The sequence below is a fragment of the Lysobacter helvus genome, assembly GCF_018406645.1.
In the GTDB taxonomy this organism is placed as follows: Bacteria; Pseudomonadota; Gammaproteobacteria; order Xanthomonadales; family Xanthomonadaceae; genus Noviluteimonas; species Noviluteimonas caseinilytica.
Genome location: NZ_AP024546.1, coordinates 842,539 through 866,671, shown reverse-complemented (window position 1 = coordinate 866,671; position 24,133 = coordinate 842,539). Strand labels below are relative to the sequence as shown.

Sequence of the window (24,133 nt, the reverse complement as noted above, 5' to 3'; positions counted from 1 at the left end):
GGCGTGTGTATCGGTTGTCGCGCGTCGCGGCGGTTACATATCGTGCTTGGTGACATCGAAGCCGCGGGACTGGTACTGCTTCCAGCGTTCGCGCAGCGGGCCGCGCGCGCTTTCGTCGGCGGGCACGACTTCCAGGACGCGTTCGACCGCGCCTTCCACCGCGCCGTCGCGCAGGTTGATCACGATGGGGCGCAGCGGCGCATCGACGCCGGGCGGCGCGATGAGTACCGCGGCCTCTTCCTCGTCGACGTCTTCGCCGGCGATCTGGTGCGGGATGTAGGCGTCTTCGCCCATGTCCCACAACAGGTCATCGAGTTGTTCGGCCTGCGCCGCATCGCGCGCCAGCACCAGCGTCCAGATGCCGGCGTCGTGCGCCTTGCGCGCGAGCTCGCACACCAGGCGCAACGGTTCGGCGCGGAAGCGCGGCTTGGCGATCAGATAGAAGTCGGCGCGCGGCACTAATCAGGCGCCGCGGTCGAGCAACCACTGCGCGAGCAGGTTCACCGGGCGGCCGGTGGCCATGCCGCGCTTGCCTTCGTCGTTGGCGACGCCGGCGATGTCCAGGTGCGCCCAGCGCTGCCCTTCGGCGAAGCGTGCGAGGAAGCAGCCCGCGGTGATCGCACCGGCCCAGCGGCCGCCGATGTTGTAGACGTCGGCGAAGCTGGATTCCAGCAGCGACTGGTATTCGTCCCACAGCGGGAGGCGCCACGCGCGGTCGAAGGTGGTTTCGCCGGCGGCGGCCAGCTCGTTCGCCAGGTCGTCGTGCTTGCTCATCAGGCCGCTGGCGTACTTGCCGAGCGCGACGACGCAGGCGCCGGTGAGCGTGGCGACGTCGACCAGCGCGACGGGCTCGAAGCGCTGCGCATAGGTGAGCGCATCGCACAGGATCAGGCGGCCTTCGGCGTCGGTGTTGCCGACTTCGATGGTCTTGCCGGACATCGACGTGAGCACGTCGGACGGGCGATAGCTGTTGCCGTCGGGCATGTTCTCGACGGCGGGCACGACGACGACGAGGTTGACCGGCAACTGCATGCCGACCGCGGCGACGAAGGTGCCCATCACCGTCGCGGCGCCGCACATGTCGTACTTCATTTCCTCGATGCCGCCCTGCGTCTTCAGGTTGATGCCGCCGGTATCGAAGGTGATGCCCTTGCCGACGAGGACGTAGGGCTTGGCGTCGCCGCCGTTGTTCCACTTCATCACGACCATCTGCGGCTCGTTGGCCGAGCCCTGCGCAACGGCAAGCAGCGAGTCCATTCCGAGCGCTTCCATCTGGTCGCGGCCGAGCACGTCGCATTCGGCCTTGTCGAAGCGCGCGGTGAATTCGCGCGCCTGCTGGCCGAGGTATTGCGGGTTGCACACGTTGGGCGGCAGGTTGCCGAGTTCGCGCGCGAACGCGACGCCCGCGGCGATGGCCTTGCCCTGCGCGAGCGCATGCGCGTCGTCGCCGGCGACCGCCATCGACTTCAGGCCCGTCTCTTCGCGCTTCTTGTTCTTCGCGCCGAGCGTGGCGGTGTAGCGGTAGCACGCGTGCGAGGCGGCGACGATGGCCTGGCGGATGTTCCAGGCGGCGTCGCGCTCGAGCACCGGCACTTCCGACAGCGTGAACAACGCATGGGCGACCGGGCCCGTGCGCAGCGCGCGCGCGGCATCGCCGACGGCCTTGAGGTATTGCGCGGTGCCGAACTTGGCGCGATCGCCGAGGCCGATCACCAGCACGCGCGGCGCGGCGACGCCGGGCAGGTCGTGCAGCAACGCGGTGCGACCGGTCTTGCCGCTGACGTCGCCACGCGCGACCAGGGCGGCGAGCTTGCCGCCGCTGGCGGCGTCGAGCGCCTGCGCCGCGGGGGCAAGGCTGTCGTCGGCGAACGCGCCGACGATGATGCAGTCGGTGGCGGCGCCGGCGGGGGCGGCGGAGGACAGCGTGAATTCGAGGGACATCAGCGGATCCGGGAACGTAACGTCGTGTCGGGGGAAGCCGGGAAGACGTGGGACCGCGGAGGCAGTCCCGTACAATCGCCCGGATAACGAATGCGGAAGTCTACCGATCTCCGAGGCCCGATGCCCAAGCTTGACCGCTATCTCACGCGCGAATTCACCCAATCCGTATTCGCCGCGATGGTGGTGCTGGGCCTGGTGAGCCTGGGCGGCGTGTTCGCCGACCTGCTCGGCGAGATCGCGCGCGGCAAGGTCCCGGCGGGCCTGCTGCTCTCGCAGCTGGGCCTGCGCCTGGTGGATTTCCTGCCCATCCTGCTGCCGCTGTCGCTGATGCTCGGCCTGCTGCTGGCGCTGGGCCGGCTGTATCGCGATTCCGAAATGCCCGTGCTGGCCTCCATCGGCATCGGCCCGGGCCGCATGTTGCGTCCGCTGATGATGGTGACCTTGCCGGTCGTGGCGGTCATCGCGGTGTGCGCCCTGTGGCTGGGCCCGTCGGCCAAGCGCCTGGGCGACCAGATGGTCTACGAGGCCAACCGCAACCTGCTGATCACGGGCCTGGAGCCCGGCAAGTTCACCGCGCTGCCGAACAACGGCGGCATCGTGTACGTGGGCGGCATGAGCGCGGACGGGCGCACCTTCACGCAGATGTTCGTGCATCGGCTGGAAGGCGAGCGCGTGGACGTGAGCACGTCGGCGTCCGGGTCGCTGTACCTGGAGCGCGACGGCACGCGTTACCTGCGCCTGGACGATGGCTTCCGCGTCGAAGGCCCGGCCGGCCCCGGTCGCGATTACCGCCTGATGCGCTACAAGCGCAACGAACTGCGCCTGCCCGACGCCGACATCAAGCGCAGGAAGAACGATCCGGAACTGGAATCGACGCTGGACCTGCTGACCGACGCGCGCCCCGAAGCCGCCGCGCAACTGCACTGGCGCATCGCGCCGATCCTGTTGGCGCTCGCCTTCGCGCTGATCGCGGTGCCGATGGCGCGCAGCGCGCCGCGGCAGGCGCGTTACGGCCGCGTGCTGATGGCCTTCCTCGGATACCTCGTGGGCATGAACCTCACCATCCTCGGCACGCAGTGGATTTCCGAAGGCAAGTCGCCTGCGGCGCTGGGTCTTTGGTGGTTGTTCCTGCCGCTGCTCGCGTTCGCGGCCTGGCTGTACGTGCGCGACGGGAAGATGTCCACGCCGAAGCTGCGTCGCGCGGGAGCGTCGGCATGATGCCGTTCCCGAAGATCCACGACCTCTACATCGGGCGCGTGGTGATCGTCACCGTGCTCGCGACGTGGGGCATCGTGCTCGGCCTGGACCTGATCCAGGCCACGATCGGCGAACTCGGCGACATCGGCACGGGCCGCTACGACTTCATGCACGCGCTGGTGTCGATCCTCTACACCGCGCCGCGCCGTGCGTACACGTTGTTCCCCACCGCGGCCGTCGTCGGTGCGCTGATGGGGCTGGGCCAGCTGGCCGCCAGTTCCGAACTCACCGCGTTGCGCGCGGTGGGCCTGTCGCGCCGTCGCCTGAGCGGTGCGGTTGCGCTCGCGCTGGCGTTGCTGACGTTGCTGATGGTGGTCAACGGCGAAACGCTCGCGCCTTGGGGCCAGCGCCAGGCCGACAACGTGAAGTCGGAAGCCAAGTCCAACAACGCGATCTCCGCGCAGTACCAGGGCGTGTGGGCGCGCGAAGGCGACATGTTCCTCAACGCGCACACCGGGCAGCAGCGCACGTCGGGCGCGGACCACTGGCTCGAGCTGCGCGACGTGAGCCTGTACCAGTTCGACGAACGCGGGCGGCTGGCCTCGATCGCGCAGGCCGCGGTCGCCGAGCATCGCCAGTCCGGCTGGCTGCTGCGCGACGTGGTGCGCACGAGATTCGACGATGCCTCGGTGCGGCAGGAACACATCCCGGAGGAACGCTGGAAGACGCAGCTGGACGACGCCGCGCTCGCCGCCAGCGTCACGCGCCCGCGCTACCTGCCGTCGAAGGAACTGAAGAACAGCATCGACTACTTCAAGCGCAACGGCCTGGATTCGCTCGACTTCGAAGAGATCTACTGGAGCCGCTGGTTCTACGCGCTCAACGTGCTCGCGTTGTGCCTGGCGGCGGTGCCGTTCGCGTTCGGTTCGCTGCGCAGCGGCGGGCTGGGCAAGCGCCTGTTCATCGGCATCGTGTTCGCGCTCGGCTTCTGGATGCTGCAGACGCTGTTCGGCAACCTCGCACGCGCCTACCACATCGATTTCCGCATCGCCTACCTGTTGCCGCTGGTGGTGATGATGGGGACGTCGATGCTGTTGTTCCGGCGACGGTCGGGCTAGGCCTTCGTGCGCGGCGGCATGCGTTCCATGCGCGTGCCGCTGGCGCGGTCGTGCCAGGTGAGGCGGTCGCGATCGATCCACGCCCACCAGAAGCCCAGGCCCGCGAGCGCCAGCGACACCGCGCCCACTGCATAGCGGATCCACAGCGCGCGCCACGAGGCGAGGGCGCCCGAGGCATCCACCACGCGCAGGCGCCACGGACGCATGCCGAGCGTCTGCCCGCCGCGGTGCCAGCTCAGGACGGCGTACAGGCCGCCGATCAACCAGCACACGGCCCACAACACCCACTGCAGCGGGCTGAAGGCGGCGATGTTCTGGTGCGGGTCGTGGCCGGCGATCGTGTAGCCGAGGGTGAAGGCCAGCGACGCCAGCATCCACAGCGCGACCACCGGGAAGACGTCGTACACCAGGGCCAGCAGGCGCCAGAAGACGAGGGTGGGGCGGCGGGGCGTCGGGGCATCGGTCATGGGCGAAAGGATAGCGCGGCGCTTTCGGCAGTCCTGGTGGCTTGCGCTCGTCATCCCCGCGCAGGCGGGGATCCAGAAGCAAAAGCGTAAAGCGCATCAACCGCCTCCGGCCCGGCGCTCCGCCGCGATGAGGGCGACAGGTCCTTGCCCGGCGCGTTCCGCTGTCCCTGCTCCAAGCACCGGCCGTGCGCCATCCATGGCGCACTTCAAGGACCTATCACCCTCATCACGTCGAAGCGCTTCGCGACCTGAGCGTTGCGACGCTGCGTAGGCGTAGTGCCTCGCACCGGATCGGTAAGTGGCTGGCGAACAGCTGCACCCGGACGGATGGCGCACTGCACGCCCAGCCAATCCCGCTCCGCTGCCTCGCCATCCTTGGCTGCGAGCATCGGCGCCGTCCATCCATGGACGGCTGCGCGGGATTGGCTCGGCGTGCGGTGCGCCTCACCGCAACGTTGATGTCTGCAAATTCGGTTTGCGAAAGCAGCGCGCTGCTTATGAAGCTTGTTTGGCTGGCGCTTTGCTTGCGCAACAGAATTTGCGAACAAAACGTTTCGGTGCTTCCCATCGATGGAGAGCCCCCTTTGAGTCAAAGGGGGCGGCGCGACAGCGCGGGGGAATGTGGGTGTACAGGGCCGGGGCCCAAAGTTTTGCGCAGCAAAATTTTGGGAGCGCATTGGCGCGCCCGCGCCAAAGCGCTGCGCTAATCTGTCGCCATGCCTTCCAAGCCGTCCGAACTTCGCGCCATCGCCCTGCAGCGCGCCCCGGTGAACGCGGCCGACGAAGCGGCGATCGCGGCATTCCTCGATGCGCTGTGGTCCGAAAGCGGCGTGGCGCAGGCCACGCTCGAAAGTTATCGCAGCGACCTGGAAGGCCTGGCGCGCTGGCGCGACGGCCGCGGCGGCGGCATCGCGACCGCCGATCGCGCGGTGCTCTTCGACTATTTCGCCGAACGCACGAACGCCGGCTATTCCGCGCGCAGCAACTCGCGCCTGCTCTCCACGTTGCGCGCGTTCTACGCCCATTGCGTGCGTCGCCGCGATCGCGCGGACGATCCGACGGCATTGATCGATCCGCCGCGCCTGCCGCGTTCGTTGCCGAAGGCGCTCTCGGAATCGGAAATCGATGCGCTGCTGTCCGCGCCCGAAATCCACGACCCGATCGGCCTGCGCGACCGCGCGATGTTCGAACTGATGTACGCCTGTGGCCTGCGCGTGAGCGAGCTGTGCAACCTGCCCTCCACGGGACTCAACCTGCGCCAGGGCGTGCTGCGCGTGATGGGCAAGGGCAGCAAGGAACGCCTGGTGCCGCTGGGCGAAGAGGCGCAGCACTGGCTCGAGCGGTATCTCGCCGAAGCGCGCCCGAAGATCGCGGGCAAGCGCGCGCTCGCGTCCCTGTTCCTCGAACACAGCGGCGAGCCGCCGTCGCGCCACAAGTTCTGGATGCTGGTGAAGCAGTACGCGGTGAAGGCGGGCATCGATCCGCGCCGCATCAGCCCGCACGGCCTGCGCCACAGCTTCGCCACGCACCTGCTCAACCGCGGCGCGGACCTGCGCGCGCTGCAACTGCTGCTGGGGCACAGTTCGCTGTCGACCACGCAGATCTATACGTTGGTCGCGCGCGAACATCTCCAGAAACTGCACGCGAAACATCACCCGAGGGGATGAATCCCGCGGCATGAATGGGCCAGGCGTGTGCGAAGGCGTGACCGCCGGTACTGGTGCGTCGCGGCCGTCGTGCCAGAATCCGGCGCGTCGACCAGCCCCCGCTGGCCTCCCTTCGATTCCCAGGATCCCGATGAAGCGCCTTCCCCTCACCCTGCTCGGCGTCGCCCTCAGCCTGTCCGCCTGCGCCCAGAGCGCGGCACCGGCCACCGCGGCCAAGCCCGGCGCGCAATCCAAGCCTGCGCCGGTCACCGAACCTGCCTACGCCGCCGGCACGCCCGAAGCCCGCGCGCGCGCCGCCATCCGCAAGATCAACCCCAGCGTGTCGGTCGACCGCGTGGGCCCGGCGCCGATCCCCGGCTTCCGCCAGGCCGTGGTCGCCGGCGAAGTCTTCTACATCAGCGACGACGGCAAGTACCTGATGCAGGGCAAGCTGTTCGACATCGCCACGCGCAAGGACCTCGGCGAACCGGTGATGGAAGGCGTGCGCCGCGACCTGCTGAAGACCATCCCGATCCGCGACCGCATCGTCTTCTCGCCGCCCAACCCGAAGTACACGGTCACCGTCTTCACCGACGTGGAATGCGGCTATTGCCGCAAGTTCCACAGCCAGATCGCCGAATACAACAAGCAGGGCATCGCCGTGCAGTACGTGGCGTTCCCGCGCATGGGCCTGGGCAGCCCGGACTTCAACAAGATGGTCTCGGTGTGGTGCTCGACCGATCCGCGCCGCGCGCTCACCGACGCGAAGAACGACCGTCCGATCCCGGCGAAGACCTGCACCAACCCGGTCACGATGGAATACGACGTCGGCCGCCGCGTGGGCCTGGAAGGGACCCCGCTGGTGCTCACCCAGGACGGCGCGGAGCTGGGTGGCTACCTCCCGCCGGACCGCCTGCGCGCGGCGCTCGATGCACACGCCGCCGGCAAGCAGGCCGTGAAGCAGGGCCAGGTGGAACCGGTGGCGGCGGGCGCGGCGGGTTCGCGCTGATCGGCACGCGTTGAAGGTCGGGGCCTTGGGCCCCGCGCGGGTCCGGTAGAATGCCGGGCCCGTCCATCGGTTACCCCCAGCGATGATCGTGTTGGAGGGCCATCCGGCCCTGTCGCCGTTCCGCCGCGAACGGCTCGAAGCCCGCCTCCGCGCGATCTCGCCCGGGCTGCGCCTGCAGGGCGCGTGGTTCACCTACTGGGTCCAGCCGACGGCGGCGGACGCAGCCGGCCTCGACCGCGCCGCGCTCCACCGCATCCTCGAAGCCGGCGACGCACAGGCGCCGCGCGAATCCGGTGCCATCTCCCGCTACGTCCTCCCGCGCCTCGGCACGATCTCGCCGTGGGCGAGCAAGGCGACCGAACTGCTGCACGGCGCCGACCTGCCGGTGCAGCGCGTCGAACGCGGCCTGCGCCTGGACGTGGCCGGCTGGCCCGACGACGTCGCCACGCAATCCGCGCTCGCCCGCCTGCTGCACGATCCGATGACGCAATCGCTCGTCGCCGATCGCGACGCGGGCGCCGCGATGTTCGCCACGCCCGACAAGGCCGCGCTGGAACGCGTCCCGCTGATGCAGCTCGATGTTGCCAACGTGCGCCTCGGCCTCGCGCTGGCCGACGACGAGATCGATTACCTCCGCGACCGTTACGGCGAACTCGCGCGCGACCCGCACGACGTCGAACTGATGATGTTCGCGCAGGCCAACTCCGAGCATTGCCGCCACAAGATCTTCAACGCCGGCTGGACCATCGACGGCCGCGAACAGCACGCCAACGGCCAGGCCGTCTCGCTGTTCAAGATGATCAAGCACACGCACGCGAAGACGCCGCAGCACACGCTCTCCGCGTACAGCGACAACGCGGCGGTGGTCGAAGGCCCGGTCGCGCAGCGCTTCCGCCCGGATCCGCACACGCAGGAATACCGCGCCGAAGCGCCGCTGCCCGGCGCGTTCTGCATCAAGGTCGAAACGCACAACCATCCCACCGCGATCTCGCCGTTCCCCGGTGCATCGACGGGCGCGGGCGGCGAGATCCGCGACGAAGGCGCCACCGGTCGCGGCGGCCGCCCGAAGGCGGGCCTGTGCGGGTTCTCCGTGTCGCACCTGCGCATCCCCACGCTGCCGCAACCGTGGGAAGCGCATCGCGCGCTCAACCCGCGCATGGCGCCGGCGCTGGAGATCATGCTCGACGGCCCGCTGGGCGCGGCGGCGTTCAACAACGAATTCGGTCGCCCGAACCTCAACGGGTATTTCCGCAGCTTCGAACTCGCCGAAGGCGAAGGCCTGGCGCGCGCGTACGACAAGCCGATCATGCTGGCCGGCGGCATCGGCACGATGGATCGCGCGATGGTCGCCAAGCGTCCGCTCTCGCCGGGCGATGCGGTGATCGTGCTCGGGGGGCCGGCGATGCTGATCGGCCTGGGCGGTGGTGCGGCGAGTTCCGTGGCGTCCGGCGACAGCGCCGAAGACCTCGACTTCGCTTCCGTGCAGCGCGACAACCCGGAGATGGAACGCCGCGCGCAGGAAGTCATCGACCGCTGCGTTGCGCTCGGCGACGACAATCCGATCCTCTCGATCCACGACGTGGGCGCAGGCGGCCTGTCCAACGCGATCCCGGAATTGCTGCACGACTCCGGCGTGGGCGGCATCATCGACCTCGATCGCGTGCCGTCCGACGACCCGTCGTTGTCGCCGATGCAGTTGTGGTGCAACGAATCGCAGGAACGCTACGTGATGGGCCTGGCGCCCGAGCGCGTCGCCGAATTCGCCGCGCTGTGCCTGCGCGAGCGCTGCCCGTTCGCGGTGGTCGGCTACGCGACGGCGGAAGAACGCCTCATCGTCGCGAAGGGCGCCGCGCCCGATGCATTGCCCGATGACCGCGCGATCGATCTGCCGATGGACGTGCTGTTCGGCAAGGCGCCGAAGATGCATCGCGATACCTCGACGCCCTCGCCGCCGCGCTGGCCCGAACTCGCGCTGGGCGCACTCGACCTCAACGCCGCCGGCCTGCGCGTGCTCGCGCATCCCACCGTCGCTGCGAAAAACTTCCTGATCACCATTGGCGACCGCACCGTCGGCGGCCTCACCGCGCGCGACCAGCTGGTCGGCCCGTGGCAGATGCCCGTCGCCGATTGCGCGATCACGCTCGCCGATTACACGGGCTTCGCCGGCGAAGCGATGGCGGTGGGCGAACGCGCGCCGCTCGCGTTGCTCGACGCTGCCGCCGCCGCGCGCATGGCGGTGGGCGAAGCGATCACCAACCTGTGCGCCGCGCCCGTCGTCGCGCTCGACCAGGTCAAGCTGTCCGCCAACTGGATGGCCGCGGCCGGCCACCCGGGCGAAGACGCGAAACTGTTCGAGGCCGTGCGCGCCGTGGGCCTGGAACTGTGCCCCGCGCTCGACCTCAGTATCCCGGTCGGCAAGGACTCGCTGTCGATGCAGGCGCAGTGGCACAGCGATGGCGTGGCGCGGAAATCCGTGTCGCCGGTGTCGCTGATCGTCTCCGCCTTCGCGCCGGTCGACGACGTGCGCACGCAACTCACGCCGCTGCTGGCGCGCGACACCGAGACCGAGGTGTGGCTGATCGGCCTCGGCGGCGGCAAGCAGCGCCTCGGCGGTTCGATCCTGGCGCAGTGCCATCCCGAAGCGGGCGCGAGCAACGGCACGCTGCCGGCGTTCGCGGGCGCGGTGCCGGACCTCGACGATCCGCAGCGCCTGCGCGCGTTCTTCGAACTGATCCGCGATGCACGCGAAGCGGGCTTGCTGCTGGCGTACCACGATCGTTCCGACGGCGGCGCGTTCGCGGCGCTGTGCGAAATGGCGTTCACCTCGCACGTCGGCCTGGACATCTCGCTCGATGGCTGGGGCGAGGATCCGTTCCGCACGCTGTTCAACGAGGAGCTCGGCGCGCTGGTGCAGATCGCTTCGGAGGATCGCGCGGAATTCGCCGACCTCGTCGCGCGCCATGGCCTGATCGATTGCGCGCAGCGCATCGCGCGCCCCACCACCGGCCCCGTCGTGCGCGTGATGCGCGACAACACGCTGCTCACCGAATGGCGCTGGGATGCGTTGTTCGATGCGTGGTGGTCGGTGACGCACGCCATGCAGCGCCTGCGCGACAACCCGGAATGCGCCGACGAAGAACGCGTGTCCACGCGCCGCTTCGATGCGCCGGGCCTGCAGCCGAAGCTCACGTTCGATCCCGCCGAAGACATCGCGGCGCCGTACATCGGCACCGGCGCGCGTCCGCGCGTGGCGATCCTGCGCGAGCAGGGCGTCAACAGCCAGATCGAAACGGCGTTCGGCTTCGACCGCGCGGGCTTCGCCGCGGTCGACGTGCACATGAGCGACCTCATCGCCGGGCGCATGCGCCTGGACGATTTCACCGGCTTCGTCGCGTGCGGCGGGTTCAGCTACGGCGACGTGCTCGGCGCGGGCCGCGGCTGGGCCACGTCGATCCTGGAACGCGCGGAGATGCGCGAGGCGTTCGCGCGCTTCTTCGAACGCGGCGACACCTTCGCGCTCGGCGTGTGCAACGGTTGCCAGATGCTGGCGCAGCTCAAGCCGATCATCCCGGGCGCCGAACACTGGCCGCGCTTCCTGCGCAACCGCAGCGAACAGTACGAAGCGCGCCTGGCGATGCTGGAAGTGTTCGAGACGCCGTCGATCTTCCTGCGCGACATGGCGGGCTCGCGCATCCCGGTCGCGGTGGCGCACGGCGAAGGTCGCGCATCGTTCGACGATCCGATGGATGCGCAGGTCGCGCACATCGCGTTGCGTTACGTCGAAGGCGACGGGCGTGCGGCGGAGTTGTATCCCGCCAACCCCAACGGTTCGCCCGACGGCATCGCCGGCCTCACCACGCGCGACGGTCGCGTCACCATCCTGATGCCGCATCCGGAACGCACGTTGCGCAGCGCGAACTACAGCTGGGCGCCGCGCGAGTGGGGCCACGATTCGCCGTGGATGCGGATGTTCCGCAACGCGCGCGCCCGCGTCGGTTGAAAAAAGAAGGCCCGGTCTCGCGACCGGGCCTTCCGCCTTCCGCGCCGAATCAGGGGGTCAGCGCGTGAAGTTGAAGTTCGCCACCTTGGTGCTGCCGTCCGTGAACTTGACCTGCAACTGGCGGCACGTGCCCGCCCAGGTCTTGTCGGTCTTCCACACGTAGATGTACTGGCCGGCGCCCGCGTCGTAGCTGAGGCTGCTGCCGCCGGCGGTCACGGTTTCCTCCACCGCGTCCTGCACCGCGCCGTTGCACGTCATCACGATCGACTTCGGGAAGCCCGCGGCGAAGATCGCCAGGCCCTGGTTGCCGCCCAGCGCGAACTTCACCGGGATCGCCTGGCCCGCCTTGACCACGTTCACCACCGGCAGGTTGTCGATCGGCTTGAAGAAGCCGGTGAACGCGAAGTTGACGTTGACGTGGAAGCTGCTGGTCGACGCGTTGCCGTAGTCGTCGGTGGCCGTGCAGTTGATCGTGGTGCTGCCCGCGGCGAACGTGCTGCCCGAGGCCTGCACGCACACCACCGTGACGCTCGCATCGACGAGGTCCGTGGCGACCGGCAGCGTGTAGGTCACCACCGCGCTCGAGTTGGCCGGCGCGATCGCGTCGACGTCCGCGTGCGGTTGCAGCACCGGCGCGGTCGTGTCGCGCACCGTGACCTTGAAGCTGGTGCCCGTCGCGTGGTTGCCGTGTGCATCGGTCGCGTTGCAGGCGACGGTCGTGACGCCGAGCGGGAACGTCGTGCCCGCGGCCTGCAGGCAGGTCGCCACGCCGTTGCCGTCGACCGCGTCGCTCGTGGCGGGCGCGGTGTAGTTCACCGTCGCGCCCGCGGCGCTCGTCGCTTCGATCACCAGGTCGCTGTGCGCGGCGATCACCGGCGCGGTGGTATCGACGACGCTGGCGTTGAAGTGCGTGCCGGTCGCCGCGTTGCCCGCGTGGTCGGTCGCCGCGCAGTGCACCGTCGTGTCGCCGAGCGCGAAGGTCGCGCCGGACGCCGGCGTGCAGGTCGCCAGGCCATTGCCGTCGACGAGGTCGTGCGTCGCCGGATGCGTGTACGTCACGGTGGCGCCCGACGGGCCGGTGGCTTCGAACGGACCGATGTCGCCGTGGCCGTCGATGGTGGGCGGCGTGCTGTCGATGACCTGCACGTCGAAGTGCGTGGTCGTCGCGTGGTTGCCGTGCGCATCGATGGCGTTGCAATCCACCGCGTGCGTGCCGAGGGCGAAGGTGGCACCCGAGACAGGCGTGCAGGTCGCGGTGCCGTTGCCGTCGACCGCGTCGTGCGTGGCGGGCGCGCTATAGCTGACCGCGGCGCCGGACGGACCGGTGGCTTCGATGCCGAGGATGTCGGCGTGTCCATCGATCACCGGCGGCGTCGTGTCGACCACTTCGACATCGAAGTGCGTCTGCACCGCGTGGTTGCCGTGCGCGTCGGTGGCATCGCAATCCACGGTCGTGTGGCCGAGCGCGAACGTCGAACCGGACGCGGGCAGGCAGGTCGCGGCGCCGATGCCGTCGACGGCGTCGTGCGTCGCGGGCGCGGTGTAGCTCACCGTCGCACCGGCCGCGCTCGTGGCTTCGATCCCTGCCACTGCGTCGTGCGCGTCGATCACCGGCGGCGTCGTGTCGACCACTTCGACATCGAAGTGCGTCTGCACCGCGTGGTTGCCATGCGCGTCGGTGGCATCGCAATCCACGGTGGTGTGGCCGAGGGCGAACGTCTCGCCCGACGCCGGTGCGCAGGTCGCGGTGCCGGCGCCGTCCACCAGGTCGAGCGTGGCGGGCGCGGTGTAGTTCACTACTGCGCCGGCCGCACTGGTCGCTTCGATACCGGGAATGTCGTCGTGCGCGGCGATCGCCGGCGGCGTCGTGTCGACGACGTCCACCGTGAACGTCGTGGCGACCGCGTGATTGTGGTGCGCGTCGTCCGCGTTGCAGGTCACCAGCGTGGTGCCGAGCGCGAACGTCGCGCCGGAGACAGGCAGGCAGGTCGCGATGCCGGTGCCGTCGACCAGGTCGTGCGTGGCCGGCGCGGTGTAGGTCACGACGGCGCCCGACGGGCCCGTTGCCTCCACGTCGGCGATGTTGCCGTGCACTTCAATCGAGGGCGGCGTGGTGTCGACCACGCTGACGTCGAACGTGGTTTCGTCGGCGGCGTTGCCCGCGGCGTCGCTCTTGTTGCAGTGGACCGTCGAGGTGCCGAGCGCGAACGTCGCGCCGGAGGCGGGCAGGCAGAGCGCCAGGCCATCGCCATCGACGGCGTCGTGCGTGGCCGGCGCGGTGTAGGTCACCACGGCGCCGCTCGCGAACGACGCTTCGATCGGGCCCACGGGGTCGTGCGCATCGATGGTCGGCTTGGTCGTGTCGACCACGTGCACATCGAAGCTGGTCTGCACCGCGTGGTTGCCGTGCGCATCGGTGGCGTTGCAGTGCACGGACGAATGGCCGAGCGCGAACGTGGAACCGGACGGCGGCACGCAGCTCGCGGTGCCGGTGCCGTCGACGGCGTCATGCGACGCGGGACTGGCGTACGTCACTGCGGCGCCCGCACTGCTCGTTGCTTCGATCGGGCCGACGTCGCCGTGCGCGTCGATCGTCGGGGCCGTCGTGTCCATCACGCTGAGCACGAACGTCTGCGCCGACGCACTGTTGCCGCGCGCATCCGTCGCACCGCAGCTCACCGTGGTGTCGCCGAGCGCGAAGGTGCTGCCGCTGGACGGCGCGCACGAGGCCGTGCCCGCGCCGTCGACCGCGTCGAGCGTCGTCGCGGTGAAGTTCGCCGTCGCGCCGCTGGCGCTGGTGGCTTCCACGGCGAACGCGGCCGGCATCGTGATCACCGGCGCCGTCGTGTCGCGCACCGTGATGTTGAAGGTCTTGTGCGCTGCGTTGCCGGCGGCGTCGCTCGCATCGCACGCCACCGAGGTGATGAACGCATTGCCCGGCAAGGCGGCCAGCGCGAACGTGCTGCCCGACGGCGGCACGCAGGCGAGCGGCTCCGGGAATTCGTCTTCCACCGCGTCCTGCGACGTGGCGGTGTAGGTCACGGCGGCACCGGCGGAGGAGGTCGCTTCGGCGGTGATATCGGCGGGCACCGCGATGACGGGCGCGGTGACGTCCTTGATGAACAAGCCGCACGACGCGGACGTCGTTGCGTTCGCGGCGTCCTTCACCGTGAGCGTCAGCGTCATGCCGCCGAGCTGGTTGTAGCCCAGGTGCGGCACGCTGAAGGTGATCGAGGGCGTGGTGAGTCCGCCGATGTTGAGGTTCGGCAAGCCGGCGTTCTGGCCCCACGCGTAGGTGAGCGGGCCGCCTTCGGGATCGTTCGACGCGTTGCCGTTGAACGTGACGCCCGCGCCTTCGTTCGCGGTGATGACGCCACCGGGACACACGAGCGAGGCGATCGGCGGATCGTTCGTCCAGACCACGCTGACGGAGCGGTCGACGAAACTCGACAGGCTGCCGTCGCTCACGGTGAGCCGGAAGCCGAGCGTCGTGGTGACGGGCACGTTGGGCGCGACGAACGTGGCGGTGGCCGTGTTCGCGTTGGCCAGCGCGACCGTCGGCGAACCGGAGATCTGCGTCCACGCATAGGTGAGCGCCTGGCCATCCGGATCGGAGGAGGCGGTGCCGTTCAACGTGACGGTCTGGCCTTCGACGGGATTGAGCGGCGAGATGAAGGCGGACGCGACCGGCGGCGAGTTGGTGAACACGTCGGTGACGTTGATGACCGTGGTGATCGAACTGGTGTCGGTGCCGCATGTCACCGTGAGGCGGAACGTCAGCGCCGCACCGGCCGGGCCGACGGCGGGCGCGCTGAAGGTCGGCTTCTGCGCGGTGCTGTTGCTCAGCGTCGCCGGCAGGCCGGCGGGCGTGCTGCCGACGTACGTCCACTGGAACGCCAGGTCGTTGTTGCCGGGCGTGGACTTGCTGCCGTCCAGCGTGACCACGGTGGCGACGCCGCCGGTGCGCTCCGGCACCGTCTGGCTGGTCGGATCGATGCGGGCGTTCGGGTTGCCGTTGCAGGCGGCCCAGGCGGGCGCGGCGGCGGAGGCCAGCAAAACGGAAAGGGCAAGCGCCCATCCCCGGCGCGAGGCGAGGTGCGGATTCATTGTGGTGTCCCCCTGTAGGACTGGACGCCCGCACGCAAAATGCGAACTGGTTCACAGTTTGAGGGTGGGTGCGCCTGCAACAGAGCCGCTGTATCGGCCGGCCAGACGGCGTTCCGCCACCGCTGGTCGGCGATCCGGGCGCCACGGAGGCTCTGCTACAGTCGCGACCCGGGTCACGGAAGGACCCAAAACCGCGCATGCCAGAGGCCGAATGAACGCCATCGTCGACCCCATGCCGCCAGGCGACGGTATCGAGGCCGCGGCGGACGAACGCATCGTCGCCGCCCTCGTCGAACGCGGGCGCCTGAAGGACGCCGACCTCGCCCGTGCCCGCCGCCTGCAGGAAGAAACCGGCGGCAGCCTGCTGTCCCTGGTCGCCCGCCTGGGCCTGGTGTCCGAGCGCGACCACGCCGAAGCCGCATCTACCGTCCTCGGCCTCCCGCTGGTGAGCGCGAAGGACGCGCCCGAGCTGCCGCCGGACACCGTGGCGCTCTCGCCCAAGTTCATGAAGCAGTTCCACGTCGTGCCGCTGGCCGACCACGGCCAGGTGCTCGACGTGCTGGTCGCCGATCCGCAGGACCTGTACGCGCTCGACGCCGTGCGCCTGGCCACCGGCCGCGAGGTGCGCGCGAGCATCGCGTTGCGTTCGGAAATCGACGACCTGATCGAACGCTGGCACGGCCAGGGCCGCAGCGCGATGGGCGCGATCATCGAAACCGCCGAAGGCGAAACCGGCGACATGGACGACGTGGAGCACCTGCGCGACCTCGCGTCGGAAGCGCCCGTCATCCGCCTGGTGAACCTGGTCATCCAGCGCGCGGTGGAACTGCGCGCGTCGGACATCCACATCGAACCGTTCGAGAACCGCCTGAAGGTGCGTTACCGCGTCGACGGCGTGCTCGAGGAAGCCGAAAGCCCGCCGGCCAACCTGACGGCGGCGATCATCAGCCGCATCAAGATCATGGCGAAGCTCAACATCGCCGAGCGCCGCCTGCCGCAGGACGGCCGCATCATGTTGCGCGTGCAGGGCAAGGAACTCGACCTGCGCGTGAGCAGCGTGCCCACCGCGCACGGCGAAAGCGTCGTGATGCGCCTGCTCGACCGCGAGACGGTGGTGTTCGACTTCCACCGCCTCGGCTTCACCGACGAATTCCTGCCGCAGTTCCAGCACGTGCTCGAACAACCGCACGGCATCCTGCTGGTCACCGGCCCCACCGGTTCGGGCAAGACGACGACGCTCTACACCGCGCTGAGCAAGCTCAACACCAGCGACGTCAAGATCATCACGGTCGAGGATCCGGTCGAATACCAGATCGAAGGCATCAACCAGATCCAGGCGAAGCCGCAGATCGGCCTGGATTTCGCCAATGCCTTGCGTTCGATCGTGCGCCAGGACCCGGACATCATCATGATCGGCGAAATGCGCGACCTGGAAACCGCGCGCATCGCGATCCAGTCCGCGCTCACCGGTCACCTGGTGTTGTCGACGCTGCACACCAACAACGCCGCCGGCGGCATCACGCGCCTGCTCGACATGGGGGTGGAGGATTACCTGCTCACCTCCACCGTCAACGGCATCCTCGCGCAGCGCCTCGTGCGCCGGCTGCATCGCGAAACGGCGGAACGCTATCGCCCGTCGCCGGAAGAAATCGAAAAGTTCGGCCTGCGCCGCTGGCAGCCAGAAGGCGAGATCTACCTGTATCGCCCGCAACCGTCCGAGGTCTCGCCCACCGGATACCTCGGCCGCACGACGATCATGGAATTCCTGGTCATGGACGACGAACTGCGTCGCGCCGTGATGCGCCACGCCGGCATGGGCGAGATCGAACAGCTCGCGCGCAAGGCCGGCATGCGCACGATGTACGAAGACGGCATCACGAAGGCCCTGGCCGGCGTGACCACGATCGAAGAAGTCCTGCGCGTCACCGAGGACGCATGACCCCATGCCCCTGTATCGCTACAAGGCGCTGAATTCCCGCGGCGAGACGCTCGACGGCCAGATGGAGGCCGCGACGTCCGGCGAAGTGGTCGTGCGCCTGCAGGAGCAGGGGCACATCCCGGTCGAAGCGAAACTCGCATCCGAAGCGGGCGGCGATTCGGCGTGGCGTACGCTGTTCAAGTCCAAGCCGTTCGCGGGCGCGCGACTGGTGCAGTTCACGCAGCAGCTGGCGACGTTGCTCGCCGCGGGCCAGCCGCTCGATCGCGCGCTGACCATCCTGCTCGAACTCCCCGAAGACGAACGCGCGCGCCGCACCATCAGCGACATCCGCGATGCGGTGCGCGGCGGCAGTGCGCTGTCCACGGCGCTCGAACGCCAGCACGGCACCTTCGGCCGCCTGTACGTGAACATGGTGCGCGCCGGTGAAGCGGGCGGATCGCTGCACGAAACGCTGCAGCGCCTGGCCGAATACCTCGAACGCTCGCGCGCGATGCAGGGCCGCGTGATCAACGCGCTGATCTACCCGGCCATCCTGCTGGCGATGGTGGGCCTGAGCCTGCTGTTCCTGATGGGCTACGTCGTCCCGCAGTTCGCCACGATGTACGAAAGCCTGGACGCCGAATTGCCGTTCTTCTCGCGCATCGTCGTGGGCCTGGGCCTGTTCGTGCACGACTGGTGGTGGGTGCTGGTCGCCATTCCGGCGCTGCTGCTGTGGTGGTTCGACCGCAAGCGGCGCGACCCCGCCTTCCGCGCGCGCTTCGATGAATGGCTGTTGCGGCAGCGGTTCGCGGGCCCCCTGGTGGCGCGCATGGAAACGGCGCGCCTGGCGCGCACGCTCGGCACCCTGCTGCGAAACGGCGTCCCGCTGCTCACCGCGCTCGGCATCGGCCGCAACGTGATGGGGAACCAGACCCTCGCCGCGGATGTCGAAGCCGCCGCCGAGGAAGTGAAAGGCGGCGTCGGGCTGTCCGCCGCGCTCGGCCGCGGCAAGCGCTTCCCGCGCCTGGCGCTGCAGATGATCCAGGTGGGCGAAGAATCCGGCGCGCTGGATTCGATGCTGCTCAAGACCGCCGATACGTTCGAAACCGAAACCGGCGCCGCGATGGACCGCATGCTGGCCGCGCTGGTGCCGGTGGTGACGATGTTGCTGGCGGGCATCGTCGGCGTCGTCATCATCGCCGTGCTCTCTCCGATCTACGACCTCACCAACGCCATAGGCTGACCCATGACCCGAATGCATCGCCAACGCCGCCGCGCACCGCGCGCCGTGCAGGCCGGTTTCACCCTGATCGAGATCATTCTGGTCGTCGTGCTGATCGGTGCGATCGTGGCCTTCGCTGCCTCGCGCCTGCTCGGCGGCCGCGACAACGCCAACGTCAAGCTCACGCATTCGCAGGTCACCACGCTGGCCGACAAGATCTCGCGCTTCGAAATGGACACCGGCCAGTTGCCCGCCTCGCTGCAGGACCTGGTGCAGAGCGACGCGCAGGGCTGGCTCGGCCCGTACGCGAAGGAAGGCGAGCTCAAGGATGCCTGGGGCACGCCGTACGACTACAAGGTGCCCGGCGACAACCAGCCCTTCGACCTCATCAGCTACGGCGCCGACAAGAAGCCGGGCGGCAAGAGCGTCGACGCCGACATCAAGTTCGAATAACGCGTGCACGCGACCGGACGCCGCGGATCACATGGCCGGGCGTCCGCCCCGCCGGTGCGCGCGCGCGTGCAATCCGGTTTCACGTTGCTCGAAATGGTGGTCGTGCTGATGATCATGGCCGCGGTGAGCCTGCTCGCCGCCGCCGCGGTCACCCACGGCTTCGCCGGCACGCGCTTGCGCAGTGATGCGCAGGAGATCGCCGCGCAACTCCGCTACACGCGCGCACAGGCGATCTCCACCGGCCGCCCGCAACAGTTCTTCATCGACCCCGCCGCGCATACGTGGCGCGCGCCGAACACGCGCGACGGCAAGGTGTCCAAGCAGTTCGGCATCGTCTTCACCGGTGCACGCGAAGTGCAGCCCACGCAGGGCGTCGGCTCGATCATGTTCTTCCCCGACGGCGCGTCCACCGGCGGTCGCGTGCAACTCAACGCAAAGACCGCGGCGTGGAATGTCGACGTCGCGTGGCTGACCGGCGAAGTGAAGATCGCGCGCGGGCAGGTGGCGCAGTGAATCGCGCACGGCGCCAGCACGGATATACCTTGCTCGAAGTCGTCGTCGCCTTCGGCGTGCTCGCGGTCGCGTTGACGATCCTGCTCGGCATCCTGTCGGGCGCGACGCAGCAGGTGCGCTGGTCGGAAGACGCCGGGCGCGCTGCGTTGAACGCGGAATCCCTGCTCGACCAGGCCGGCGTCGGCACGCCGCTGGAAGCGGGCCACACCGAAGGCGTGTTCGAAGACGGCCGCTATCGCTGGACGCTCGACGTCACGCCGTGGAAGGACCCCACCGCACCGCCCGCGACCGAACAACCCGTGGATCCCGGCGCGCCGCAGATGTACGCGCTCGACCTGCAGGTGCAATGGGGCAAGGGCACGCCGCGCGAACGCCTGCAGCTGCAATCGCTGCGCCTGGCCACGCCGTCGCAGCTCGAACCGGTGGCGCCATGATGTCGACACGCATGCCATCGCCGCGCCGCGCCGCAGGCTTCACCTTGATCGAAGTGATCCTCGCCACCACGCTGCTCGCGGCGGGCCTGGCGCTCGCGTTCGCCACCTTGCGCGCGTCCACGGCGACCGCGCAACGCGGCGAACAGATCGCGCAACGCAACGAACACCTGCGCGCGGTGGAACTGTTCCTGCGTCGCCGCGTCGGCGGCGCGCGCGCGGTGATGTTCGGCATGAACAACGACACCGCGCTGCCGCGGCGCTTCGAAGGCGATCGCACCAGCATGCGCTTCGTCGCCGACCTGCCGGATTACCTCGGCCGCGGCGGCCCGTACATGCACGAGCTCACGCTGGTCGATGCGCCCGACGGCGAACGCCTCGAAGCCACGTTCACCCTGGTGCTCGCGGGCGAGACGATCCCCGAACCGCAACCGCGCCCGCCCGAAGTGCTCGCCTCGAAACTGCAATCGGCGCGCTTCCGCTACCGCGGCCTGGATGCGGAAGGAAAACTCGGCGACTGGCAGGACGAATGGACCACCGGCGACCGCTTGCCGCTGCAGGTGGAGATCGCATTGCAGGATGCCGACGGCCGCGCCTGGCCGCCGATGATCATCGCCTTGCCGCTCGCCGGCGGGTACGCGGGAGGCTCGCTGTGATCGTGCGCGCGCCCGCCCGCCAGCGCGGCGTCGCGCTGTTGCTGGTGATGTGGCTGGTGGTGCTGCTCACCGCGTTGATCGGCGCGTTCGCGCTCACCGCGAAGATCGAAGGCCTGCAAGGGCGCGTGCTGCACCGCGGCGTGATCGCCGACCAGGCCGCGCGCGCGGGCCTGGAATACGCGCTGGTGCGCGTGGCCGATCCGGATCCCAAGCGCCAGTGGCGCCCGGATGGCCAGCCGTACCAATGGGCATTCGACGGTGCGCAGGTCCAGGTCACGCTGACGGACGAGAACGGCAAGATCGACCTCAACCAGGCCGATGCCACGCTGCTGTCGAACCTGTTCATGCAGGTCGGCGGACTCGAACAACCGCAGGCCGCACTGCTTGCGTCGGCGGTGCTGGACTGGCGCGATCCCGATGGCCTGACGCAGCCCGCGGGCGGCGCGGAAGATCCCGATTACGCCGCGGCCGAACGCCATTACGGCGCGAAGGACGCCCCGTTCGAAAGCGTCGCCGAACTCGAACAGGTCCTCGGCATGACCCCCGCGCTGTACGCGAAGCTCGAACCGGAGCTCACCGTCTACAGCGGCCGCACGCGCCCCGATCCCGCGTTCGCATCGAGTGGGGTGTTGCAGGCGATGGGGGTCGATCCGGAGAGCGTGATCGGTCGGCGCCGCGCCTGGGATCCATCGTCAGGCGCGCCCGCGCCCATGCTGGAGGGCGGGGAACCGCTCGTGAGTGGTGGCAGCGGTACGTATAGTATCGACAGCCGTGCACGCCTTCGCGATGGACGCGAGGCGATGCTTCGGGTCGTGGTGCGCGCAGGCGGGAACGGCTTGCCGGGTTCCGCTTACACGCCACTGCGCTGGGAGGAGGGAGCATCGCTGCGATGAACGCACTGCGCGACCGGATCGGCCGCATCAACGCCCGTGTGCGTCCGGGCGCCGGTGGCTTTTTCGCATGGTGGTCGCGCGCACTCGCCGCGTGGCTGCCGGTGCGCTGGCGTGCTGCGCTCGGCCTGGGTCGCGATCGCCTGCTCCTGTCGCAGGAACCCGATGCGCTCACCTTGCGCCTGCAGACCGTCGACGGCATGCAGGGTCCGGTGCTGCGCGATGTCGGTCGCCTGCCCGCGGGCGAAGACCTCGGCATCGATGCCGATCCGCTCGCCGTCGTCCTGGCACCGGCCATCGTCGACCTGCCGCGCTGGCTGGTGATGCCCGCCGCCGCCGGCCTGCGTCGTCGCATGACCTTGCCCGCCGCCGCGGCCGAACGCCTGCGCGACGTGGTCTCGTTCGAGATCGACCGGCAGACCCCGTTCACCGCGCAGACCGCCGCGTTCGATGCGCGCATCCTCGATCGCCGCGCCGCCGACGGCCAGCTGGAAGTCGAACTGGTCGTCGTCCCGCTCACCTCGATCCAGCCGCGTCTCGACGCACTCGGCGGCATCGCCTCCACGCTCGCCGGCGTCGACCTGTCCGATGGCAGCGGCGCGCCGATCGGCGTCAACCTGCTTCCGCCCGCGCAGCGCCGGCATCGCGCCGATCCGTTCGCGACGTGGCATTGGGTGTTCGGTGCGGTCGCGTTGATCGCGCTCGGCGCCGGCCTGTGGCAGGTGCTCGACAACCGCCGCGCCGCGGCCGACGCATTCGAAACCGACGTCAACGCGCGCAGCGCGCAGGCGCGCACCGCGGCGATGCGTCGCCAGCGGCTCGTCGATGCGGTGGATGGCCAGACGTTCCTCGATCAATCGCGCAACGGCCGCCCGAGCGCGATCGAAGTGCTCGACGAACTCACGCGTCGCCTGCCCGACACCACGTACCTGGAAAAGGTCGCGATCGAAAACGACCGCCTCACGCTGATCGGCCTGAGCAGCGAAGCGTCCTCGCTGGTCGGTCGCCTCGAAGGCTCGCGCTTGTGGCGCGCGCCCGCGCTCACCGGCGCACTGCAGCCGGATCCGCGTTCGGGCCGCGATCGTTTCACGCTGACCGCCGAACTCGCTGTCAACGCCCCGCAAGTCCAGAACCGACAGGAGCCCGCGCGTGCCGCCGCTGCCGAATGACCGCGACCGCTGGCTCGCGCTCGGCCTGTTGCTGGCCGCGCTCGCGCTCGCCTATTTCGTGCTGCTCCACCCGTGGTGGACCGCGCCGATGCTGGAAGAAAACACGCGCATCGAGGGACTGCAGGAACGCGACCTGCGCGTGCGCACCGAGCTTGCGCAGGCGCCGGAAGTCGAGAAGCGCCTGGTGCAGGTGGAAGCCGACCAGCGCACGCGCCCCGGGTTCCTGCCCGAAGCCACGCCCGAACTCGCCACCGCCGGCCTCGTGCAACGCCTGGAAGCCGTCGTCGCGCAGGCCAGTCCCGGCAACAAGAGCTGCGCGATCACCAATCGTTCGCCGATGTCCGACGTGCGCCCCGAACGCTTCCCGCGCGTGACCGTGCAGGTGCGCCTGCGCTGCGGCGCGCCGGAACTGGCGGCGGTGATGCATTCGCTCGAAGGCGGCAGCCCGCGCGTGTTCGTCGACAACCTCAACATCCTCGCGCAGCGCTACTTCTTCATGCCCGGGCAGAATCGTTCCGGCAGCGGCGGGCTCGACGTGAGCTTCGACATGTTCGGCTACATCCGTCCGCGCCCGCCCGCGCCCACCAACCGTCGTCCGGGAGCGCCGAATGCGGTTCGCTGACGCCGGTCCGCGCACCTGGTTGCTGGCGACGGTCGCCGGCTGGGGCCTGCTCGTGTGGGTGCTCTCGCTTGCCGGCATGGGCGCGCACATCGCACGCCTGCCGGAAGATCCCTCGCTCGTGCGCAAGCTGCCCGTCGCGCCGAAGACGCAGCCCGAACGCATCGGCCCGCTGTCGCAGTACGCCGAAGTTGGCACGCGTCCGCTGTTCTCCGAGGATCGCCGCCCGCAGCCGTTCTCGCTGCAGCCCGCGGGCGAAGGCGAACCGGCGCAGGCGTTCGACTTCGTGCTCACCAGCGTGCTGCTCACGCCCGATTTCCACATGGCGATCGTGCAGCCCGCCGCGGGCGGCGAATCGATCCGCATGAAGCAGGACGAATCGCCGGCCGAAGCGCAGGGCTGGCGCCTGGTGTCGCTGGAACCGCGCGCGGCGACGTTCGAAGGCCCGCAAGGCCAGAAGCGCCTCGAACTGCGCACGTACGATGGCACCACCGGTGCACCGCCGACCGCGTCGCGCACCACGCCGACGGCTGCGGTGAATCCGGTGCAGCCCGCGCCCGACGTCGAAACCCCCGAAGTGGCGCCGCCACCGCCGACACCCGATGCCAGCGGCAAGCCGCCGACCACCGGTTCAACGCTTCCCGATGCACCCATGACACCCGAAGCGCAGATGGATGCGATCCGCAAGCGGATCGAAGCGCGCAGGGCCCAGCTGCGGCAGGAATCGCAGCAACAACAACAGCAACAGCCCCCGGCCCGGAAATGACCAGAGAGCGT

At 69.4% G+C, this 24,133-nt stretch carries 19 protein-coding genes; 15 read left to right on the top strand and 4 right to left on the bottom strand.

What is annotated here, in order from left to right; translation table 11 throughout:
* Positions 1-33: 33 nt before the first annotated feature.
* Positions 34-459 carry a DNA polymerase III subunit chi gene (locus LYSHEL_RS04320; RefSeq protein WP_213436020.1) on the bottom strand — a complete coding sequence of 142 codons (426 nt, stop codon included), beginning with the start codon at positions 457-459 and terminating at the stop codon, positions 34-36.
* 3 nt (positions 460-462) lie between these two features.
* A complete protein-coding gene (locus tag LYSHEL_RS04315) occupies positions 463-1,941 on the bottom strand; it encodes a leucyl aminopeptidase (RefSeq protein ID WP_213436018.1) in 1,479 nt (492 codons plus the stop codon).
* Positions 1,942-2,061: 120 nt separating this feature from the next.
* On the opposite strand from LYSHEL_RS04315, the gene lptF reads away from it, so the two are divergent.
* Complete coding sequence (gene lptF, locus LYSHEL_RS04310; protein WP_213436016.1) at positions 2,062-3,159, top strand: LPS export ABC transporter permease LptF; 1,098 nt, start codon at positions 2,062-2,064, stop codon at positions 3,157-3,159.
* On the top strand, positions 3,093-4,256 hold the full coding sequence (gene lptG / locus LYSHEL_RS04305; RefSeq protein ID WP_407075173.1) for an LPS export ABC transporter permease LptG: 1,164 nt from the start codon (positions 3,093-3,095) through the stop codon (positions 4,254-4,256). The genes lptF and lptG overlap by 67 nt, the downstream gene beginning before the upstream one ends.
* On the opposite strand, the gene LYSHEL_RS04300 is transcribed toward lptG, so the two are convergent.
* Entirely contained in the window at positions 4,253-4,723 is a 471-nt protein-coding gene (locus tag LYSHEL_RS04300) for an RDD family protein (protein WP_213436012.1), read from the bottom strand. The two genes, lptG and LYSHEL_RS04300, sit on opposite strands and share 4 nt — an antisense overlap.
* 716 nt (positions 4,724-5,439) lie before the next feature.
* Here LYSHEL_RS04300 and xerD point away from each other — a divergent pair.
* The 3 genes from xerD to purL all read left to right on the top strand — a co-directional run bounded on the left by xerD (position 5,440) and on the right by purL (position 11,378).
* Positions 5,440-6,390, top strand: coding sequence for a site-specific tyrosine recombinase XerD (gene xerD / locus LYSHEL_RS04295; protein WP_213436009.1), 951 nt, complete (start codon positions 5,440-5,442; stop codon positions 6,388-6,390).
* Positions 6,391-6,520: 130 nt separating this feature from the next.
* Positions 6,521-7,378 (top strand): disulfide isomerase DsbC N-terminal domain-containing protein, encoded by an 858-nt coding sequence (locus tag LYSHEL_RS04290; RefSeq protein ID WP_213436001.1) that lies wholly within the window; start codon positions 6,521-6,523, stop codon positions 7,376-7,378.
* Between the two features lie 82 nt (positions 7,379-7,460).
* On the top strand, positions 7,461-11,378 hold the full coding sequence (gene purL, locus LYSHEL_RS04285; RefSeq protein ID WP_213435999.1) for a phosphoribosylformylglycinamidine synthase: 3,918 nt from the start codon (positions 7,461-7,463) through the stop codon (positions 11,376-11,378).
* Between the two features lie 57 nt (positions 11,379-11,435).
* On the opposite strand, the gene LYSHEL_RS04280 is transcribed toward purL, so the two are convergent.
* The gene (locus LYSHEL_RS04280) at positions 11,436-15,485 is read right to left on the bottom strand and encodes an HYR domain-containing protein (RefSeq protein WP_213435997.1); all 4,050 of its coding nucleotides are present in this window, start codon (positions 15,483-15,485) and stop codon (positions 11,436-11,438) included.
* Between the two features lie 211 nt (positions 15,486-15,696).
* Between LYSHEL_RS04280 and gspE the strand changes: the two genes are divergently transcribed.
* The 10 genes from gspE (at position 15,697) to LYSHEL_RS04230 (ending at position 24,122) form a co-directional block, all read left to right on the top strand.
* Positions 15,697-17,424 carry a type II secretion system ATPase GspE gene (gspE, locus tag LYSHEL_RS04275; protein WP_213435995.1) on the top strand — a complete coding sequence of 576 codons (1,728 nt, stop codon included), beginning with the start codon at positions 15,697-15,699 and terminating at the stop codon, positions 17,422-17,424.
* 4 nt (positions 17,425-17,428) lie between these two features.
* A complete protein-coding gene (gene xpsF / locus LYSHEL_RS04270) occupies positions 17,429-18,646 on the top strand; it encodes a type II secretion system protein XpsF (protein WP_213435993.1) in 1,218 nt (405 codons plus the stop codon).
* 3 nt (positions 18,647-18,649) lie between these two features.
* The gene (gene gspG, locus LYSHEL_RS04265) at positions 18,650-19,078 is read left to right on the top strand and encodes a type II secretion system major pseudopilin GspG (RefSeq protein ID WP_407075160.1); all 429 of its coding nucleotides are present in this window, start codon (positions 18,650-18,652) and stop codon (positions 19,076-19,078) included.
* A gap of 93 nt (positions 19,079-19,171) precedes the next feature.
* Complete coding sequence (gene xpsH / locus LYSHEL_RS04260; RefSeq protein ID WP_213437575.1) at positions 19,172-19,591, top strand: type II secretion system protein XpsH; 420 nt, start codon at positions 19,172-19,174, stop codon at positions 19,589-19,591.
* Positions 19,588-20,025 carry a type II secretion system protein XpsI gene (xpsI, locus tag LYSHEL_RS04255; protein ID WP_213435991.1) on the top strand — a complete coding sequence of 146 codons (438 nt, stop codon included), beginning with the start codon at positions 19,588-19,590 and terminating at the stop codon, positions 20,023-20,025. Before xpsH ends, xpsI begins: the two co-directional genes overlap by 4 nt.
* A gap of 11 nt (positions 20,026-20,036) precedes the next feature.
* The gene (locus LYSHEL_RS04250) at positions 20,037-20,678 is read left to right on the top strand and encodes a prepilin-type N-terminal cleavage/methylation domain-containing protein (RefSeq protein WP_213435989.1); all 642 of its coding nucleotides are present in this window, start codon (positions 20,037-20,039) and stop codon (positions 20,676-20,678) included.
* A 47-nt stretch (positions 20,679-20,725) separates the two neighbouring features.
* Positions 20,726-21,571, top strand: coding sequence for a type II secretion system minor pseudopilin (locus tag LYSHEL_RS04245; protein ID WP_213437573.1), 846 nt, complete (start codon positions 20,726-20,728; stop codon positions 21,569-21,571).
* A complete protein-coding gene (locus LYSHEL_RS04240; RefSeq protein ID WP_213435987.1) occupies positions 21,568-22,737 on the top strand; it encodes a PilN domain-containing protein in 1,170 nt (389 codons plus the stop codon). Before LYSHEL_RS04245 ends, LYSHEL_RS04240 begins: the two co-directional genes overlap by 4 nt.
* Entirely contained in the window at positions 22,718-23,359 is a 642-nt protein-coding gene (gene gspM / locus LYSHEL_RS04235; protein WP_407075159.1) for a type II secretion system protein GspM, read from the top strand. Before LYSHEL_RS04240 ends, gspM begins: the two co-directional genes overlap by 20 nt.
* Positions 23,346-24,122: a general secretion pathway protein GspN gene (locus LYSHEL_RS04230; RefSeq protein ID WP_213435985.1), complete on the top strand. Its 777-nt coding sequence runs from the start codon at positions 23,346-23,348 to the stop codon at positions 24,120-24,122. Before gspM ends, LYSHEL_RS04230 begins: the two co-directional genes overlap by 14 nt.
* The last annotated feature ends 11 nt before the right edge of the window (positions 24,123-24,133 follow it).